The following is a 17,778-nucleotide window of genomic DNA, read 5'->3' as shown; positions in this document are numbered from 1 at the left end:
CGATTTAAAAAGCTATATATTCTTCAGGATTGACCGGAATACCTTTATACCACAACTCGAAATGGAGATGCGGACCGGTAGACAGTTTCCCCGTGTTTCCCACCAAAGCGATCGCTTCGCCGGCAACGACGTGGTCGCCAATCTCTTTCAGCAATAATTCATTATGTTTATAAACGGACAGGAATCCGTTTTTGTGTTGCAACTGGATCACATTTCCGAAATTGGGATCAAAGCCGGTGAATACCACCGTTCCGTCCAGAGTTGCCAGTACGCTTTCTTTCGGAGCTGCCACCAGGTCTACCCCGAAATGACGGGCATCCGCCTCGTAATGCGAAGAGACCACACCGTTTACCGGCTTATAAAAAAAGATACCGTCGGTAGGAACCGGATTCGGATTCAGCACTGTCAGGTTATACTTTTCTTCTTCCTCAAAACTCTTTACAAATTTCTCTTCCGATTTGCTGCGGGGAATCTCATAATTGGCATCCACATGGGCCAGGGAATCTATCTGACGGATAGAATCGAGTTCGATCGTACCGGACAAGATACCGGCTACATTTTCCAGGTAAAGCGACTGGATAGAGATCATCCGCTCCAGCGAATCGGCACGCAATGCATTCTGCACGATCTCCTTACGTATTTCCACGTCCAGATAACCCGGCAAATAATTTCGTATCGGTGTTTTAATGATAATCAGCGCAGTGAAAGCGATCAGCATGAAAGCAAACAAAGCAAGGGTAAGAAATGCCGTCAATTGCGACAAACGGAAAGACCATACTTCTTCGAGCGTCGTTTCATTGAAAAAAGACAGCTTGTACTTAAACCTTATCCGGTGCCAGAATGATTTCTTATTGTTCTTTCGTTGTTTTCGTGCCATGTTTTTATGTTAAAACGCAAAAGTAACAAAAACCGTATCTACACGGGCATTGTTTACTCTAATTAACGTTATTATAAATCAAGCAGACCTTCGGGAACGGATACCCGCAGTGTTTTGTTTTCATGATCCGCAGCCGTTATCAACTCTTCGACAGCCGGAAGCAGCAGTTCATTGCCGTGATGGTCGATCTGCAAAAGAACATTGATCGTCGTTTCATCCACGTCGGTGATCTTGCCCAGTTCCCCGTGACGCTCGTCGATCACAGTGTATCCGATAAAGCTGTCCCATGACATGTCGCCCACCAAATCTTCCTCATCTGCATCTTCCAGCAGGAAAAAGACTTCACGGTTCGTAAACTCGCGAGCAGCTTTCTCGTCGTCTACATTCTCCAGCTTCACCAGCATGACAGTATCGGTCTTGTAACGGTATTCCTCTATAAAAAAAGGTACCAGGATGCCATCCATTTCACAGATGATACAAGGGTCTTCGACATCATCAAACAGGTCGCAATTGGTCACCAGCGAGATTTCTCCCTTTATCCCGTGAGGTTTGGCAAACTGCCCGATCTTAAAAACTTCTTCTTTTCTTATCATAACAGGGAATGTCAGAGCCGGGTAATACGGGCTCCTATGTTATTCAAACGTTTATCGATATTCTGATATCCACGGTCGATCTGGTCGATGTTATGGATATGGCTGGTTCCTTCGGCACTCATTGCCGCAATCAGCAGGGCGATACCGGCACGGATATCCGGAGATACCATATTGGAACCGCGTAGTTTGAAACGGTTACCCAAACCGATCACCGTAGCTCGGTGCGGGTCGCAAAGGATGATCTGCGCCCCCATGTCGATCAGCTTATCCACAAAGAACAGGCGGCTTTCGAACATCTTCTGATGGATCAGCACACTACCGACAGCCTGGGTGGCAACCACCAGGAAGACACTCAGCAGGTCAGGCGTAAGTCCCGGCCAGGGAGCATCGGCTATCGTCATGATAGAACCGTCGATAAAGGTATCTATTTCGTAAGAATCATGTGTAGGAATATGGATATCATCACCTATCTGTTCGACAGTGATACCTAAGCGGCGGAACGACTCAGGGATAATTCCCAGCTTGTCATATCCGGTATTTTTTATGGTGATGTCCGATGCGGTCATGGCTGCCATACCGATAAAGCTGCCGACTTCGATCATATCCGGCAAAATGGTATGAGTAGTTCCTCCCAGGGACTCGACACCTTCGATGGTGAGCAGATTAGAACCTACCCCCGATATGCGGGCACCCATCTGGTTGAGCATGGACGATAATTGCTGCAAATAGGGTTCGCAGGCTGCGTTATAAATGATAGTTGTCCCCTCGGCCAACACGGCTGCCATCAGGATATTGGCGGTACCGGTCACTGAAGCCTCATCCAGGAGCATATAAGCACCTTTCAAACGTTTGGCTTCGATTTCATACAGTTGGCGTTCGGCATCATAGCTGAAACAAGCACCCAACTTCTGGATACCGACAAAGTGCGTATCCAGGCGGCGGCGTCCGATCTTGTCGCCTCCCGGTTTCGGGATCAAAGCCTTTCCGAAACGGGCTACCAGCGGACCGACGATCATCACCGAACCGCGCAACGACCCGCTTTTACGCAGGAAGTCTTCCGTATTCAGATAATCCAGGTCGATGGCATCTGCCTGAAAGGTATAGGTGTCGGCAGCAGGATGTTCCACTTTCACCTGCATATCACGAAATAGCTGGATAAGATTATTCACGTCCAGGATATCGGGGACATTGTGGATCGTTACTTTCTCCGAAGTCAATAATACGGCACAGATCACTTCCAGCGCCTCGTTCTTGGCTCCTTGCGGAGTGATCTCGCCGGATAATTTATAACCACCTTCTATAACAAACGAACTCATCGGCTTTTACGGGGATAATTCTTTTTGTTAGTATTATTCCGGGCCAGAATATCGCGGCTTTCTGCTAATTTATGAACTTCTTCATCCAAAACGATCTTTCCGCTTGACAGTTCGTCAAGGTCTTTGAATATCTTACGGTCGTCGACCGACTCTTTATTCCAGGTAAGGAAAGATTTCTTCATCTGGGTAGCCAGCAGTTTGATTAGCTGGTCTTTCTCCACTCCCGCTTCCAGTTCCGTTGCTTTACGGATCATCAGTTCCAATGTCTTTCCGTAATGGCGGTAGCGGATACGGTTGTTATTGTAAGGGATACGGGGAGGACGGGCATATAAATTTTCCTTCTTCACGATTTCGTAAGGATAGTCGATATCCAGCTTGAAATCTGCCATGATAGCCAGGTGATCCCACAAAATGTGTTTGAAATCGTTTACATCACGCAGGTGGGGAAACATATTTCCCATGATGTTGATTATCGTATTGGCACAACGTTTACGTTCTTCTCTGTCCTCTATTGCAACGCAATAATCAACCATGTTCTGGATATTGCGTCCGTATTCGGGCATAACCAATTTCTTTTCTTCTGTATTATATTTCATTATCATATTCATTTATCCGGCAAATGTACTTATTTTAATTGATTTACACAAGAAGTCCCTATACCTGCAAAAAAGGTATAGGGACAACTATTTCAACAATGTAAATTTTCTTACTTGGTATAGAATAAATCTACTTTGACAATTGGTTAATCACCGCCTGGTTGGCTTTCTTCACGGCGGCTTCGTTTATCTTGATTTCTTTACGGTCGTATGTCATCAGGCCATTCACTTCGCCTTCCACATCTGTCGTTTGAGTGTAAACGGCAGCGGAGAAACCACGGTCAACCATCTCTTTCAGTTCGTTGGCATATTTTACATATTCGGCAGTTACTTCGTCGCTGTTCTTGAACTGGACATATCCCCAGTTGCGTTTATTCCACCACAAATGGTTTTCCAATGGCAGACCGATTCCGCCGTACTCACCCAGCACAGTTACCCGTTGCGGGTCAAACAGGAACATGCTCGGTCCCGGATAATTATGCAGGTCGAGAATGTCGCCGCAAGCCCGGTGGTTTCCTCCGCTGGCCGGATTTACCAGGCGGGAAGGGTCATAGTTCTTTGTCCATTCAGCCACTTTTTCCGTATCAAACTGTCCCCATGCCTCATTGAAAGGAACCCATACGACAACGGACGGATGGGATACACATAAGTCCATAATTTCTTTCCATTCCTGATAGTAGTTTGCAATCGATGCGGAAGAACGTTCTTTATCCGTTCCACCATTATAAGTATGAGGTGCCCACTGATTACCCATATCACCGCTCGGCATATCCTGCCAAACCAGGATACCCTCCTTATCGCAATGATAATACCAACGGGCCGGTTCCACTTTCACATGCTTACGGATCATATTGAAACCCCAATCTTTTGTTTTAACGATATCATACAGCAAAGCCTCATCCGTCGGAGCCGTATATAATCCGTCCGGCCACCAGCCCTGATCCAGCGGACCATACTGGAAGAGGTTTTTATTATTCAACTGCATACGCATAATCCCGTTCGCATCCCTTTTGGATGATATTTTACGGAAAGCCGTATATGATTTCACGTCATCCACTACTTTTCCATCTTTCGTCAACGATACTTTCATATCATACAGATACGGATTGGAAGTATCCCAAAGAGTCGGGTTTTGCACAGCCAGGCGAAGTTCTTTTCCCTGGACGCCTTTTGCCGAAGCAACAACCTGCCCTTTATCCAGCAACTTGACTTCGACAACAGCCGTATTGCAAGGCTGCGAAGTACCTACCGTTACATTCATCGTCCCGTTATCAATATTGGGGATCGACTTTACCGAAGTAATATGATTGGTGGCTACCGGCTCCAACCACACAGTCTGCCAGATTCCGGTAACAGGGGTATACCAGATGCCTTCCGGATTAGAGGTCTGTTTTCCACGTGGCTGATAGCCTCTATCGCTCGGATCCCACACACGTACAACCAGTTTCTGATTACTTTTTCCGGTCAGATAAGGAGTGATATTAAATGAAAAAGGAGTAAAACCACCCTGATGAGAGCCTATCAGAATGTCATTGACAAACACATCTGCTTTCCAATCTACAGCACCGAAATTAAGTACCACATCTTTATTCTTCCAGTTCGCAGGAACAGCGAATGAACGCTTATACCACAATTCATTATTTTCTCCTACTTCTTTCTGAACACCGGACAAGGAAGATTCCACCGCAAAGGGAACCAGGATATTCCCGTCAAAGGAGTTTGGTTCCACCTCCCCTTTCGGTTTAATGGCATATTCCCATTCACCGTTCAGATTTACCCAGTCCGTACGTTCCAGTTGCGGACGGGGATATTCGGGTAATACGTTTTGGGGGTTGATCTGTTCCGCCCATTTTGTTTTGATCTTATCACCTGCCGGCTTCCACTGAGCCTGCGCACATACAGTAAGTGCCAAAGCACAACATACCAATACTGCTTTCTTCATGTTCTCGGATATTAAAGTTACCATTCGTTATTTTTAGTGCAAAAGAACTGCTTTCCAGGCAAAAGGACTTTCAATTTTCGGGCATATGCTTTCAAATATCATTCAGAACAACCATAATTGGCTTATTTTTCTTATTTATTTATTAGCTTTGCCTTCGAGAAACACTATTATCAATCGATATGAAGAAAATACCGCTGCTGGCCGCCTGTTTATTTATATTGTTGCTCTGCCTGCCCGGATATGCCAACGATCCGCATTTCAGACATTACAACAATAAGCAGGGATTATCGCATAACACGGTTTATTGCTCCCTACAGGACCAGCGGGGATTCATGTGGTTTGGTACCGAAGACGGATTGAACCGTTTCGACGGACATACATTTAAAATATACAGGCACAATTCATACAACCCGAACAGCCTGCCCAACGATTGTATCGTCAACCTTTTTGAAAGTTCCGACGAAAAGATATGGATTTTTACAGCCAGAGGAACTTGTTACTACGATTACAGGACGGATACATTCCATCCGTTCCGGTTATCGTCCGGACAAAATGAGTCCGAATCATTTTTTGCCGGTACGGAAGACAAAGACCGGAATCTCTGGTTTATCGACTATAACCGGATTGTCCGCTATAATCCGGCAGACAGCAGTTCACGAACTTATCCGGCAGAAGAATTTTTCCATCCGGCTATTATTACCCTGACAAATGACGGGAAACCTCTTTTTTCTGACAGGCAATCTCTATATACCTACAAGGTCGAGACAGATAACTTTCAGAAGATCCCATTCCTGAATGAAACGCAGATCAGTAACCAGATCGCCCTGCAAGCGGTATGCCAGATTCCCGGCCTGGGTATTCTGGGCGGCACCAACCAGGCCGGACTTCTGCTTTACAAATATCAGGCCCAGCGTGTCGTGACAATAATCCCGGAAATACAGGTCCGTGCCATCATCCCATACAATACTACCATCTACTGGATTGCATCGGAATCTGGCATCTACATTTACAACACACAGGACCAAACAATTACAAACCTACGAAAATCTCTGACAAACGAATACGCCATTGCCGACAACGCCGTTTATTCGCTCACCAAAGACCGTGAGGGAGGTGTATGGGCCGGCTCTTTTTTCGGAGGGATCAGTTACCTGCCAAAGGAGTATACCCGATTCAGTTATTTTATCGGAGGCAAAACACATCCCCAGCTACTCGGAAACGCAATCCGCGAAATCACGCCCGACCGCTACGGCAACCTATGGCTGGGAACAGAGGATAACGGGATCAACAGCTACAATCCCCGGACCGGAGAGATCACCAATTATTCATACAATAATCCCGGCCATCCGCTATCGGCTACCAACATTCACGGGTTACTGGCTGTCGAAAACCAGCTATGGGTCGGGACATTCAACAAAGGGATCGATGTGCTGGACATCCCCTCCGGCAAGATCATCAAACATTATTCACGGGAAAACAGCCAAACAAACCTCAACAGTAATTTTATCCTCTGCTTCTATAAGACACGCGAAAATGAGTTGCTGGTGGGTACCTCCAACGGCTTAATGATTTACAATAAACAAACGGAAAGTTTCAGTCCCTGGAATAATATTTACGCTCTTATCAGGCAGATATACCAGGACAGCCGGGGCGATATATGGGTAGCAACCTCCAATGGTATTTACCATTACCTCCGCAAAGAAAACAAAGTAGAGCAATACCGGTCCGGCAGTAATAAATCCGAAAGCATCGGCAATAACAATACGACCTCCGTATTCGAAGATTCAAAAGGCCGGATTTGGGTTACCACAGTAAGCGGCCTCTCCCTTTTCAACGAAGAGGCACAGTCTTTTAACCGGATCACCACTGACAACGGACTGCCCAGCAATATCGTTTACCGGATCGTTGAAGACGATTCACATAATTTCTGGTTATCTACGGCAAACGGCCTGGTCAGATTCAATCCGGAGACCTATGCAATGCGGACTTATACGTATACCGACGGGCTGCATGAAACACAATTCAACTACAGCTCTTCCTATCAGGCACCCGACGGGACAATCTATATGGGAACCATCAACGGAATGCTGTCATTCAACCCGTCCCAATTCAAAGAAGACACATTTATGCCTCCCATGTATATCACCGGGATCAATCTCCCGGACAATGAAGAAAACAAATATAACCTTCCTACTTCCTCCATCGAAGACACGAAAGTTTTAAAGTTGCCCTATAATGCCTCCACATTTACTCTGTCGTATGTAGCCCTCAGCTATACCTCTCCGGATGCCATCCGGTATGCGTACAAGCTGGAAGGGGTGGATAAAGACTGGAACTATATGGACCAGAATAAAAATGTAACTTTTGCCAATCTTTCCCCGGGTGAATACACATTCAAAGTGAAATCAACCAACAGCAGCGGCTTGTGGCAGGACAACGAACAATCGTTACAAATCATTATCACGCCTCCCTTCTGGGCTACCGGATGGGCATTTTTTGTCTATATCGTGATTATTTGTATTTGCATAGTCCTCTTCTACAATTATAAAAAGGCCAAACTGGAGGAAAAACACCGTATAAACCAGGACTTGTTTGAAAGCAAAAAAGAAAAAGAACTATATGATGCAAAAATACAGTTCTTCACCTTTATCACCCATGAGATACGTACCCCGCTTACCCTTATCAAGGCTCCTTTGGAAAAAATCATCAAATCGAAAGACGGCAATCCGTCTACCAGGGAGAACCTGCAAATCATAGAGAAAAACACACAGCAGTTATTGAACCTGAGTAACCAGTTGCTCGATTTCCGGAAAACGGAAAGCCGAGGATTCAGACTGAATTATGTACACACAGACGTAACGCTCTGGCTCCATACTATTCTGCAACCGTTCCTGCCAGTCATAGAACAGGAGAATAAAAGATTCACCTGTGATATTCCCGACGAATCATTCTATGCCTTCATCGACCGGGAGGCTTTTTCCAAGATCATGAACAACTTGCTGACCAACGCTATAAAATACTCGGACAAATATATCTCTCTGCAATTACAAAGGCAGGAAGACGGGAAAGAATTTATCATATCCGTTACCAACGACGGCATGCTGATCCCTGACAGCGAAATAGAAAACATCTTCACTCCTTTCTACCGCCTGAAAGAGACAGAACACCAGCAGGGAAGCGGTATCGGCCTCTCCCTGGCACGTTCGTTAGCCGAATTTCATAAAGGTTCCCTGAACTACACACAGACTCCGGAAGGAATGAACCGGTTTATCCTGACTCTGCCCAAAGAACAGGAAGACTGCTACCTGCTGACAACCGGAAAGAATACGGAAGACGCCATTACGGAAAGCAACGACGATCAGAATGATGATAAGCCTATGATCCTGATCGTAGAAGACCAGGAAGATATGCGGCGATTTATCGCCAGAGAACTGGCAGAAACATACCGCATCCGGGAAACCGCCAACGGAAAAGAGGCAATCTGTATCCTGAAAGACCAGCCGGTAAGCCTGATCCTCAGCGATGTCATGATGCCTGTTATGGATGGTTTCGAACTATGCAACGTAGTAAAGAATGATGTCAATTACAGCCATATTCCTTTTATCCTGCTGACAGCCCAGCATAATCTGCAATCCCGGTTAAAAGGACTGAACAACGGAGCCGATGCTTATATGGAAAAGCCGTTTTCGATAGAGTTGCTTGTTGCCCAGGTCGCAAACCTGCTGAAAAGCCGGGAAGTACTGACCAGAACATACAAGGAAACACCTTCCACGCCGGCAACCAGCCTGGCCGTTTCTACAGTCGATGATCTTTTCCTCCGGAAACTCAACGCATACCTGGAAGAACATATCACCAACGATGCGCTGAACGTTGAAATGCTGGCAACAGAAATGGGCATGAGTACCTCCAGCCTATACAGGAAAGTAAAAGGTCTGTCAGGTTTATCTCCGGTCGAATTCATCAAGATCGCACGGCTGAAACAAGCAGTCCTGCTAATGAAAAACGGGGAAAACCGAATCAACGAAATTGCATTCCGGACAGGTTTCTCCTCTCCGGCCTATTTCTCCACCTGCTTCCAGAAACAGTACGGAAAAACACCGACGGAGTTTATGAAAGAATGTTAGCCAAAGGCAATGTGAAACGGAAAGTAGATCCTTCCCCGACTTTGGATGAAACGGAAATTTCGCCACCCATCTTATTCACCAGTCCTTTACTGATAGCCAATCCCAGACCTATACCGTTATAAGCCCCTTTCAGTTGTACAAAACGACCGAAAATATGATCCAGCTCCTTCTCCGGAATACCTTTGCCGGTATCTGATACATAAAAATGAACATGATCCCCTTCCAAGGTATACCCAAAACGGATAGAGCCGCAAGAAGTATGCTTTATAGCATTCGTCAGTAAATTACTAAGAATCTGTACCATTCTATTATTATCCGTCCGGATCATAATATCAGGACACGGATCCAGAATCAATTCCACATTTTCCGGCATCCTGAGTTGCATGATATTGTACATATCCCGCATAGCAGAAGGCAGATACACGTCCGTATAAGCGAAAAACACCATGCCTGATTCTATCTTTGAAATATCCAGCACATCGTTTATCAGTCGCAGCAACAACTCATTGTTCGATTTTATAAGGCTTATGTACGTTTCTCTCAGGTCCGGGTCCGTCTCTATAGATAACAGGTCCGAAAAGCCGACTATAGCATTCAGCGGGGTACGGATTTCATGTGTCATATTTGCCAGAAAGGCTGATTTCAGCTGATCGGCATTCTCTGCCTTCTCCTTTGCATCTATCAGAGTTTGCTCATATTCTATATATTTCTGATTATCGACCATACATCCCACAATAAGATTAACCTGACCGTCATCATTATACTCCAGAGCCTTCCCTATTACCTCATAGCTCCGATATTCGCCCTCATCGTTTTTCAAACGGAAATTAACGGCAAACTCAGGCAGCTTTTTATTCCTTATCTCATTGAATAACAAGAAAAAGTCTTCCCTGTCATCCGGGTGACGCAGATTAGACAAGGCCCGGCAGATGTATTTGTTCCTTTCCAACAGGTAATTGTTGGCTCCGTAAAACTGGAAACAATGGTTACAATGTTCCTTGTCGCAAGTCTGGAAACGGTGAAAGTTAAATGAATAAGTCGTGATATGGCTATTCTTCAAAGCCAGTTCCATCATGGTCCGGCTCTCTGACAATTTACCGCTCAATGTTTTGTTCTCCTTTTCCCGTTCCACTTCTTCGGAGACGTTACGGATATAAATCACCACATATTTATGATGCAACGGTACCATCCGTATCTTAAAATAGACAATAGGAGCATTATGACCGGGTATCGACATATCCAGATTAATAACTTCCGATGTATCCAGACATTTCTGTACAACTTTCGCCATATTCCTCTTTGTTTCATCTGGATAGATAAAACCGGGTAAATCGTCAATCCGTCGATTGGCAGCTTCGGGGGTAATGCAGGTTTCGGCAGCATAGGCGATGATCCGCTCTACAATGAGTTTGTCATTTACCAACAAGATGGTGTCGGGAACAGCTTCTGCGACCTTCTCTGAAATATCGGTCAACTCCCGCATCTTCTGGTCATACATCGTAACATCCCATTCTTTGGGACTCGGATCGGTCAGCAATAAGGTGTAACCTATGATCTTTCCATCCTCACTAAATCCGGGAATAATAGAAAACCCGACCGGCAGGTTATCGCTGACCACACTCCCATTCCGCAAATAAGTCTTTTGCATATCTGAAAGAAAAGTCGTTTCAAACAAATTACTCAAAAGGAAGTCTGATAAATCTGTTATAGCAAACTTTTCACACATTGCCTTATTTAAAGCAATCAACAAACCATCACTATCATATAAGGCACCTCCCTTAGGATAATAAACAAAGAAATTTGTTATCAGCTGCTGTTCGACTAATGAGTTTCCCATCACAATTTAGATTTGAATCAATCTACAAAGAAAAACAAACTTTATAAATCAAAGACTATATTAAACCAAAATAATTTATTAAAAACAAAATACCACCTGTTATAAACAAAGTCTATCAGCTCATAAATATTATCCATCAGATAAGTTTGGCAAGGTAAAACGAATAAACGAACTTTGTTACATGATCATGGTAATGTTATAAAATATAGGGATATAATTAGTCAAAAGGAAAAAGGCGATAAGGGATTTGCCAAGAGAGATGGCACAAGAAAGTCCCGACATAACTAAGAGAGGGTTAATCCCGGGATTTTTTCCTGGGATTAATTATTTATATTACATTTGCGCGTATAAATCACACCGAATAAAACACCAAAAGATGAAAACAAAAATTTCCTTGCTTCTGATAACATGCCTTTGCAGCCTTGCTTGCCTGGCGCAAAGTGACTTTGACAAACACTTCACCAAAAAAAGTTTACGGATCGACTTTGCTTTAAGTGGCAATTCCCAATTTCAGGCAGCCGCTATCCAACAGTTGCGGGAAGAACCCGTATGGGGAGGCCCGGTAAAAAACCTGATTGACAAATTCTATTACGGAGGTTACTACGTCAACATATACGACAAATCAAATAACGAACTAATCTATTCGCGCGGATTCAATACGCTTTTTGAAGAGTGGCGCAGCACAGAACAAGCCAAAACTGAAACACAGGCATGGACAAACAGCATCTCGGTTCCCTATCCGAAAGCAACCGTAACAGTTGAGATCACAGCCCGCGACAAGGCGGACATGCAATTCCATCCCCTGTTGAAAATGGATATCGACCCGGCCAGCATTTTTATCGATCGCGGAAAACTCAAGGACAACAAAGTCACACAAATCCAATACAAGGGAGACTCCAGTGAGAAGGTCGACCTGGTTTTTATTGCAGAAGGATATACGGCTGACGATCAGGAAAAATTCGTTGCCGATGCTAAAAAATTCACGGAATCGTTGTTCCAGACACCTCCGTACACAACACAACGGGAAAATTTTAATGTATGGGCCGTTAACCTGATTTCGGAAGACCGCGGAACAGACATCTCCGGAAAAGGCATCTATAAGAACACCGCATTAAATTCAGGATATTATACGTTCGGCGTAGACCGTTACCTGACAACACCGGATATGAAATCCATCCGCGACGCAGTCTGGAATGTTCCCTGCGATGCTATATTCCTGTTGGTCAACACCGACACCTACGGAGGGGGCGGCATGTACAACTTCTACGCCATGGGGACAGCTGATAATGAGCGGACACAGCATGTTTTCGTTCACGAATTCGGACACAGCTTTGCCGGACTGGCCGACGAGTATTTTTCTTCTGAAGTCGCCTATCAGGATTTCTACAATCTGAAATACGAACCCTGGGAGCCCAATATCACCACATTGGTCGATTTCGACAACAAATGGAAAGACCTTTTGCCTGCCCAAACTCCGGTACCCACCCCATTGGACGATGCGCATAAAGACAAACCCGGTGTATTTGAAGGAGGCGGTTACATATCCAAAGGTATCTATCGCCCGATGGACCATTGTATGATGCGTGATTATGCCCCCTTCTGTCCCGCCTGTAGTCGGGCCATCCTGCGGATGATCGATTTCCTGTCTGACAGGGACTACTAAAAAATAGAAGGAGGTGTGCCATTCCTGACATACCTCCTTCAGACTATTTCAGATTCATATTCACCCAAAAGATCAGATACTATCAATTCATCGGAACTTCCATCAATAAGATCCGGGAATCTTTCAGCACTTCTATCGTAATACTGTCTGTTTCATAAAAACCGGCACCATCCCGTTTGGAAAGCACTGTGTTATTCACTTCCACTTCTCCTTCGATAACGAAAAGATAAACGCCTGTACTCTTCTTATGAAGTTTATACTCCTTGATCTGTCCCGCATCCAGTTCACCTATCGAGAACCAGGCATCCTGATTGATCGCAGCCGGTGTTTCACCGTCAGGCGAAAGGATCAACGACAACTCATTCTTCTTCAGTAAAGAACGTACATCATAATTATTATACTTCGGTTTCGTATTTTCCTCACGAGGGAAAACCCATATCTGCAAAAATTCAAGCTGCTGTTCGGCACTGTCATTGAATTCACTGTGGAAAATACCTGTACCGGCACTCATCACCTGGATATCACCCGGGGTAATGGTTTCACTGTTCTGTATACTGTCGCCATGACGCAGATAGCCATTCAGCGGTATGGATATCACTTCCATATTCTTATGCGGATGTGTGTCAAAGCCTTCGCTCGGAGCAACCGTATCATCGTTCAACACACGCAACATCCCGAAATGTACCCTTTTGGGATTGTAATAATTTGCAAAACTAAATGTATGATATGTTTTAAGCCAACCATGATTTGCATATCCACGAGAGTTCGCCTTATCTACTACCATTTTCATAAAATATTCCTCCTCTTTAATTCACATATATAACATTCCATCCGCTGAAAAAGTTCCGATACCTCCCTTCCTCAGACAATAGTCCTTTAATTAGTATGAAAAATGCACCTAAATGAAAACATATCTGAACAGAATTCAGTACTTTTGCACAAAAATTCATCCTGTAAATATTAATCATATGGCAGTTTACTTAAACGATGTATCTAGAACCTTCGGAGAATACCTGCTTATTCCCGGTTTGACCACCAAACAATGTGTGCCCACAAACGTTTCACTGAAAACATCACTTGTCAAACACAATGTCGGCGAGAAGTCTCCTATTGAATTAAATATCCCGTTTGTTTCGGCAATCATGCAATCGGTATCCGGTCCTGAGCTGGCTATCGAACTGGCCCGTAACGGTGGTCTTTCATTCATTTTCGGTTCACAGCCAATCGCCAGCCAGGCAGAGATGGTCAGAAGAGTGAAAAAGTTCAAAGCAGGTTTTGTCACCAGCGACTCTAACCTGACTCCCGAAAACACGTTGGCCGACGTTATCGACCTGGTTAATCAGACAGAACATTCCACAATCGGTATTACCGACGACGGAACTCCTAACGGTAAACTGCTCGGATTAGTTACCAGCCGCGACTATCGTGCCGAAAAAGACGATCTTTCCACAAAAGTAAAAGAGTTTATGACTCCCTTCTCCAAACTGATCGTCGGCGAAGTCGGCATCTCGTTGAAAGAAGCTAACCAGATCATCTGGGATCATAAACTGAATACACTTCCTATCATAGACAAAGACCAGAATCTGGCTTATTTCGTATTCCGCAAGGATTATGACAACCACCGCGAAAACCCGAACGAACTTTCCGGTGCAGATAAAAAGTTGCTGGTTGGTGCCGGTATCAATACCCGCGACTATATGGAGCGTGTTCCCGCATTGGTTGAAGCCGGTGTAGATGTATTATGTATCGACTCTTCCGACGGTTACTCCGAATGGCAATGCGAAACATTGCAATGGATCAAAAAAGAATATGGCGATAAAGTTAAGGTTGGTGCCGGAAACGTGGTAGACAGAGAAGGTTTCTTATATCTGGTAAAAGCCGGAGCCGATTTCATCAAAGTAGGTATCGGTGGCGGTTCTATCTGTATTACCCGTGAACAGAAAGGTATCGGACGCGGACAGGCTACTGCCCTGATCGATGTCGCCCAGGCGCGTGACGAATATAAAGAACAGACCGGTATTTATGTTCCTATCTGTAGCGACGGCGGCCTGGTACATGACTACCATATGGTACTTGCCCTGGCAATGGGTGCCGACTTCCTGATGATGGGACGTTATTTTGCCCGTTTCGACGAGTCTCCTACAAAGAAACTGCGCATCGGCAATAATTTCGTAAAAGAATACTGGGGTGAAGGTTCAAACCGCGCCCAGAACTGGCAACGTTACGATATGGGAGGCACAGCTTCACTGAAGTTTGAAGAAGGAGTAGACAGCTACGTGCCTTATGCCGGAAAAATGAAAGACAACCTCAATCTGACATTAGGTAAAATCAAAGCTACTATGTGTAGCTGTGGAGCCATCACAATTCCTGATTTACAGAAAAATGCCAAGATCACACTGGTCTCTTCAACAAGTATCGTAGAAGGTGGTGCACACGATGTGATCCTGAAAGAACAGAATTAATCATTTCTGATATAGTGAATATCCCCCAATTGCAAAACTCACAAATATTTTTTTGCGATTGGGGGATTTTTATTCATCTATATAATACCTGACGTCTCTGCTTTCCATTCACCCGGTATGATAAATGCAGGAAATGCTTCTTTCGGTAGAGAATAGCCTGGTCGAAGGGCAGGCCGCTCTTTTTAAGAGTATCCAACAGGAAATAAATATCAGGGACATAACAATCTGCCGCCTCCCCTTTCACATGCTGGCTGGAACGGACACCACCCGCCAGGCGATTTACTTCCGGACTACGATAACCGCTGGTGACTACAATCGGTTTGTTGTAAGCAATACGGAGCGGCTGGAGAAGGCATTTTACCAATTCACAAAGGGCACAACGGGCAGAAGTTTTGTGCATACTGTGCGGATGGATTTATGAAATCATACGGATGATTTTTTTAACAATCTCCCTAAAAGGATGAAAAGTAGAAATCAGACTAAAAATAAGAACTAAAAGAAAGCCTTTTTGATGCTGGTTGACAAAATATAATGCGAATCAAAACAACATCATAACGGATAAAATACAAGCGCTTTGTATTCATTTATCTTCACGAGATTCTGGTATTTTGAAAACAGAAGTGAATATTCCTGTAAAAAAGCATAGAAAACAGGGATAAAATAACATTCTGTCAAAATGATATGACTAAAAATCAAATATTTGAATATCTTTGAGCATACATAACAGACAAAGAAGATCCAGAGTAGTAAGTATATGAATAAAAGAAAGAAAAAAAGAAACGGCATCTTGCGTGCTATTATTGTCTTTTACGATAAACATAACAAATGGCCTGTGCCTACGGCGAAAGAGGCAAAAGAACGAAGTTTGGGCCAATGGATTAGCAGATGCAGATTCCTTAAAAATCATTCTCCGGAAAAACTTATAGGAAAACAGATTAGATTAATCGACAGAATCGACGCAGACAAGATCCGGAAAAAGACGGAACAGTGGCAGAATAATTATAATAACCTGAAAATCTTTTTGGAAAAAGAACAGCGCTGGCCTTCCAGCAGTGCTTCAGACCCGTTAGAGATCAAATTGTCCAATTGGTGTGCAACCCAAAAAATCACTCGAAAAAACACACCTAAGACCAAACAGAATAAAGAACGCATCAAATTGCTGGATGACATAGGATTCAACTGGTATACGTACAACAAAAGGAGAAGCTGGAAGGAATCGTTCAATCTGGTCAGGGATTACTACAACAACACCGGCCGGTGGCCTGCCCACACCAGAGACCAGGAGGAATCACGACTGGCGAAATGGTGCAGCAAAATGAGAGCTTACAAAAATGGCAAGGATACAAGCGTCACGCTAACCCCCAGGCAAATCAAAAAGCTGACCGACCTGGGTTTTGACTGGTCCGACAGCCAGTCAAGTAACGGACGTTCGCCGGAACGGCTCGAAAAGATATGGATCGAAAGATACCATGAGTTCAGCGAATTCATAACAAACGAAAAGCGGTACCCTCGCTCAAGGACTGGGACCGAGAGTGAAAAAGAAGAATCCCTTTACTCCTGGTGGATGCGAATGGGCTATCTGAGAAGAAGAGGTAAACTCAGCAGCGAACGCATCCAACTACTGGATCGCATCGGCTTCAGATGGGGAAAAGAAAATGAATAAGGAGAAATAAAAAAAGGTTTGAAATTGAATTTCAAACCTTTTTTGTTGTTCTACCAGGGCTCGAACCTGGAATTTCAGGACCAGAATCTGACGTGTTACCATTACACCATAGAACAATTTTTATTGTCTCGAGTAGTATGTTTCTCGATTACGGGTGCAAAGATACGGACATTTTTTATTCTTGCAAATATTTCGAGAAAAAATTTCATCAAAATAAACATTTTTCTTTTTCTCCTGTTTTGAATTTACAGGGTTTATACATATATTAAATAGAGAAAGCATGCAGATAATAAATTAAGAAGTATATTTGCAACTTCGAAAATTATTCAATAAAAAATAAATGGATCAAACAAAAGAATTAGTAAACACAATTGTTGAAGGCCTACAAGAGAAAAAAGGCAAAAATATTGTAACCGTAGATTTAACCCAACTATCCGGAGCCGTATGCCAATATATGGTCATATGCGAAGGGAACACTCCTACTCAGGTATCAGCACTTTCTGATTCCGTGTGGGATTTCGCGCGCAAAAAAGCGGGCGAGAAACCTTTGTCTATTGATGGCAACCAGAGTGCCCAATGGATAGGGATGGATTATGGCACGGTTCTTGTACACATATTCTTGCCGGAGCAACGCGAGTTTTATAATCTGGAGACCCTATGGTCTGACTCTAAAGTCACCCAGATCCCGAATCTCGATTAAGCCGG

13 protein-coding genes and 1 tRNA gene are annotated in these 17,778 nt (G+C 44.2%); 5 read left to right on the top strand and 9 right to left on the bottom strand.

Annotated elements, in window-relative coordinates; all coding sequences use genetic code 11:
- Positions 1–4: 4 nt before the first annotated feature.
- The 5 genes from C825_RS10530 to C825_RS10510 all read right to left on the bottom strand — a co-directional run bounded on the left by C825_RS10530 (position 5) and on the right by C825_RS10510 (position 5,324).
- The gene (locus tag C825_RS10530; protein WP_007658971.1) at positions 5–877 is read right to left on the bottom strand and encodes a M23 family metallopeptidase; all 873 of its coding nucleotides are present in this window, start codon (positions 875–877) and stop codon (positions 5–7) included.
- Between the two features lie 71 nt (positions 878–948).
- Positions 949–1,470, bottom strand: coding sequence for a ribosome maturation factor RimM (rimM, locus tag C825_RS10525; RefSeq protein ID WP_010802427.1), 522 nt, complete (start codon positions 1,468–1,470; stop codon positions 949–951).
- A gap of 11 nt (positions 1,471–1,481) precedes the next feature.
- Positions 1,482–2,786, bottom strand: coding sequence for a UDP-N-acetylglucosamine 1-carboxyvinyltransferase (gene murA, locus C825_RS10520; RefSeq protein ID WP_010802426.1), 1,305 nt, complete (start codon positions 2,784–2,786; stop codon positions 1,482–1,484).
- Positions 2,783–3,382: a DUF4290 domain-containing protein gene (locus C825_RS10515; RefSeq protein WP_007658975.1), complete on the bottom strand. Its 600-nt coding sequence runs from the start codon at positions 3,380–3,382 to the stop codon at positions 2,783–2,785. The genes murA and C825_RS10515 overlap by 4 nt, the downstream gene beginning before the upstream one ends.
- A 130-nt stretch (positions 3,383–3,512) precedes the next feature.
- Positions 3,513–5,324 (bottom strand): glycoside hydrolase family 2 protein, encoded by a 1,812-nt coding sequence (locus C825_RS10510; protein WP_007658976.1) that lies wholly within the window; start codon positions 5,322–5,324, stop codon positions 3,513–3,515.
- Between the two features lie 179 nt (positions 5,325–5,503).
- Here C825_RS10510 and C825_RS10505 point away from each other — a divergent pair, with 179 nt between their 5' ends.
- Positions 5,504–9,448 (top strand): hybrid sensor histidine kinase/response regulator transcription factor, encoded by a 3,945-nt coding sequence (locus tag C825_RS10505; protein WP_010802425.1) that lies wholly within the window; start codon positions 5,504–5,506, stop codon positions 9,446–9,448.
- Here C825_RS10505 and C825_RS10500 read toward each other — a convergent pair.
- Positions 9,432–11,285, bottom strand: coding sequence for a PAS domain-containing sensor histidine kinase (locus C825_RS10500; RefSeq protein ID WP_007658978.1), 1,854 nt, complete (start codon positions 11,283–11,285; stop codon positions 9,432–9,434). The genes C825_RS10505 and C825_RS10500 overlap by 17 nt on opposite strands.
- Positions 11,286–11,661: 376 nt before the next feature.
- Between C825_RS10500 and C825_RS10495 the strand changes: the two genes are divergently transcribed.
- Positions 11,662–12,948 (top strand): M64 family metallopeptidase, encoded by a 1,287-nt coding sequence (locus C825_RS10495; protein ID WP_010802424.1) that lies wholly within the window; start codon positions 11,662–11,664, stop codon positions 12,946–12,948.
- Positions 12,949–13,030: 82 nt separating this feature from the next.
- On the opposite strand, the gene C825_RS10490 is transcribed toward C825_RS10495, so the two are convergent.
- Positions 13,031–13,738, bottom strand: coding sequence for a pirin family protein (locus C825_RS10490; RefSeq protein WP_010802423.1), 708 nt, complete (start codon positions 13,736–13,738; stop codon positions 13,031–13,033).
- 178 nt (positions 13,739–13,916) lie between these two features.
- Between C825_RS10490 and C825_RS10485 the strand changes: the two genes are divergently transcribed.
- The gene (locus C825_RS10485) at positions 13,917–15,410 is read left to right on the top strand and encodes an IMP dehydrogenase (RefSeq protein WP_007658983.1); all 1,494 of its coding nucleotides are present in this window, start codon (positions 13,917–13,919) and stop codon (positions 15,408–15,410) included.
- Positions 15,411–15,483: 73 nt separating this feature from the next.
- Here the strand turns inward: C825_RS10485 and C825_RS10480 are convergent, their stop codons facing one another.
- A complete protein-coding gene (locus tag C825_RS10480) occupies positions 15,484–15,810 on the bottom strand; it encodes a D-Ala-D-Ala carboxypeptidase family metallohydrolase (RefSeq protein WP_010802422.1) in 327 nt (108 codons plus the stop codon).
- Positions 15,811–16,164: 354 nt separating this feature from the next.
- On the opposite strand from C825_RS10480, the gene C825_RS10475 reads away from it, so the two are divergent.
- The gene (locus tag C825_RS10475) at positions 16,165–17,073 is read left to right on the top strand and encodes a helicase associated domain-containing protein (protein ID WP_010802421.1); all 909 of its coding nucleotides are present in this window, start codon (positions 16,165–16,167) and stop codon (positions 17,071–17,073) included.
- A gap of 45 nt (positions 17,074–17,118) precedes the next feature.
- Here C825_RS10475 and C825_RS10470 read toward each other — a convergent pair.
- Positions 17,119–17,189, bottom strand: a tRNA-Gln gene (locus tag C825_RS10470).
- Positions 17,190–17,413: 224 nt separating this feature from the next.
- On the opposite strand from C825_RS10470, the gene rsfS reads away from it, so the two are divergent.
- Positions 17,414–17,773, top strand: coding sequence for a ribosome silencing factor (rsfS, locus tag C825_RS10465; RefSeq protein ID WP_007658988.1), 360 nt, complete (start codon positions 17,414–17,416; stop codon positions 17,771–17,773).
- The last annotated feature ends 5 nt before the right edge of the window (positions 17,774–17,778 follow it).

Source organism: Parabacteroides sp. ASF519 (assembly GCF_000364265.2).
Classification (GTDB): Bacteria; Bacteroidota; Bacteroidia; order Bacteroidales; family Tannerellaceae; genus Parabacteroides; species Parabacteroides goldsteinii.
This window is presented reverse-complemented; position numbering and strand designations above follow the sequence as displayed.

Excerpts from the sequence above, each read along its gene's own strand:
- C825_RS10480 (WP_010802422.1), bottom strand. The coding sequence starts at position 15,810 with ATGCACAAAACTTCTGCCCGTTGTGCCCTTTGTGAATTGGTAAAATGC.
- C825_RS10505 (WP_010802425.1), top strand. The coding sequence starts at position 5,504 with ATGAAGAAAATACCGCTGCTGGCCGCCTGTTTATTTATATTGTTGCTC.
- rsfS (WP_007658988.1), top strand. The coding sequence starts at position 17,414 with ATGGATCAAACAAAAGAATTAGTAAACACAATTGTTGAAGGCCTACAA.
- C825_RS10530 (WP_007658971.1), bottom strand. The coding sequence starts at position 877 with ATGGCACGAAAACAACGAAAGAACAATAAGAAATCATTCTGGCACCGG.
- murA (WP_010802426.1), bottom strand. The coding sequence starts at position 2,786 with ATGAGTTCGTTTGTTATAGAAGGTGGTTATAAATTATCCGGCGAGATC.
- C825_RS10495 (WP_010802424.1), top strand. The coding sequence starts at position 11,662 with ATGAAAACAAAAATTTCCTTGCTTCTGATAACATGCCTTTGCAGCCTT.
- C825_RS10510 (WP_007658976.1), bottom strand. The coding sequence starts at position 5,324 with ATGAAGAAAGCAGTATTGGTATGTTGTGCTTTGGCACTTACTGTATGT.
- C825_RS10515 (WP_007658975.1), bottom strand. The coding sequence starts at position 3,382 with ATGAAATATAATACAGAAGAAAAGAAATTGGTTATGCCCGAATACGGA.
- C825_RS10475 (WP_010802421.1), top strand. The coding sequence starts at position 16,165 with ATGAATAAAAGAAAGAAAAAAAGAAACGGCATCTTGCGTGCTATTATT.
- C825_RS10500 (WP_007658978.1), bottom strand. The coding sequence starts at position 11,285 with ATGGGAAACTCATTAGTCGAACAGCAGCTGATAACAAATTTCTTTGTT.
- C825_RS10490 (WP_010802423.1), bottom strand. The coding sequence starts at position 13,738 with ATGAAAATGGTAGTAGATAAGGCGAACTCTCGTGGATATGCAAATCAT.
- C825_RS10485 (WP_007658983.1), top strand. The coding sequence starts at position 13,917 with ATGGCAGTTTACTTAAACGATGTATCTAGAACCTTCGGAGAATACCTG.
- rimM (WP_010802427.1), bottom strand. The coding sequence starts at position 1,470 with ATGATAAGAAAAGAAGAAGTTTTTAAGATCGGGCAGTTTGCCAAACCT.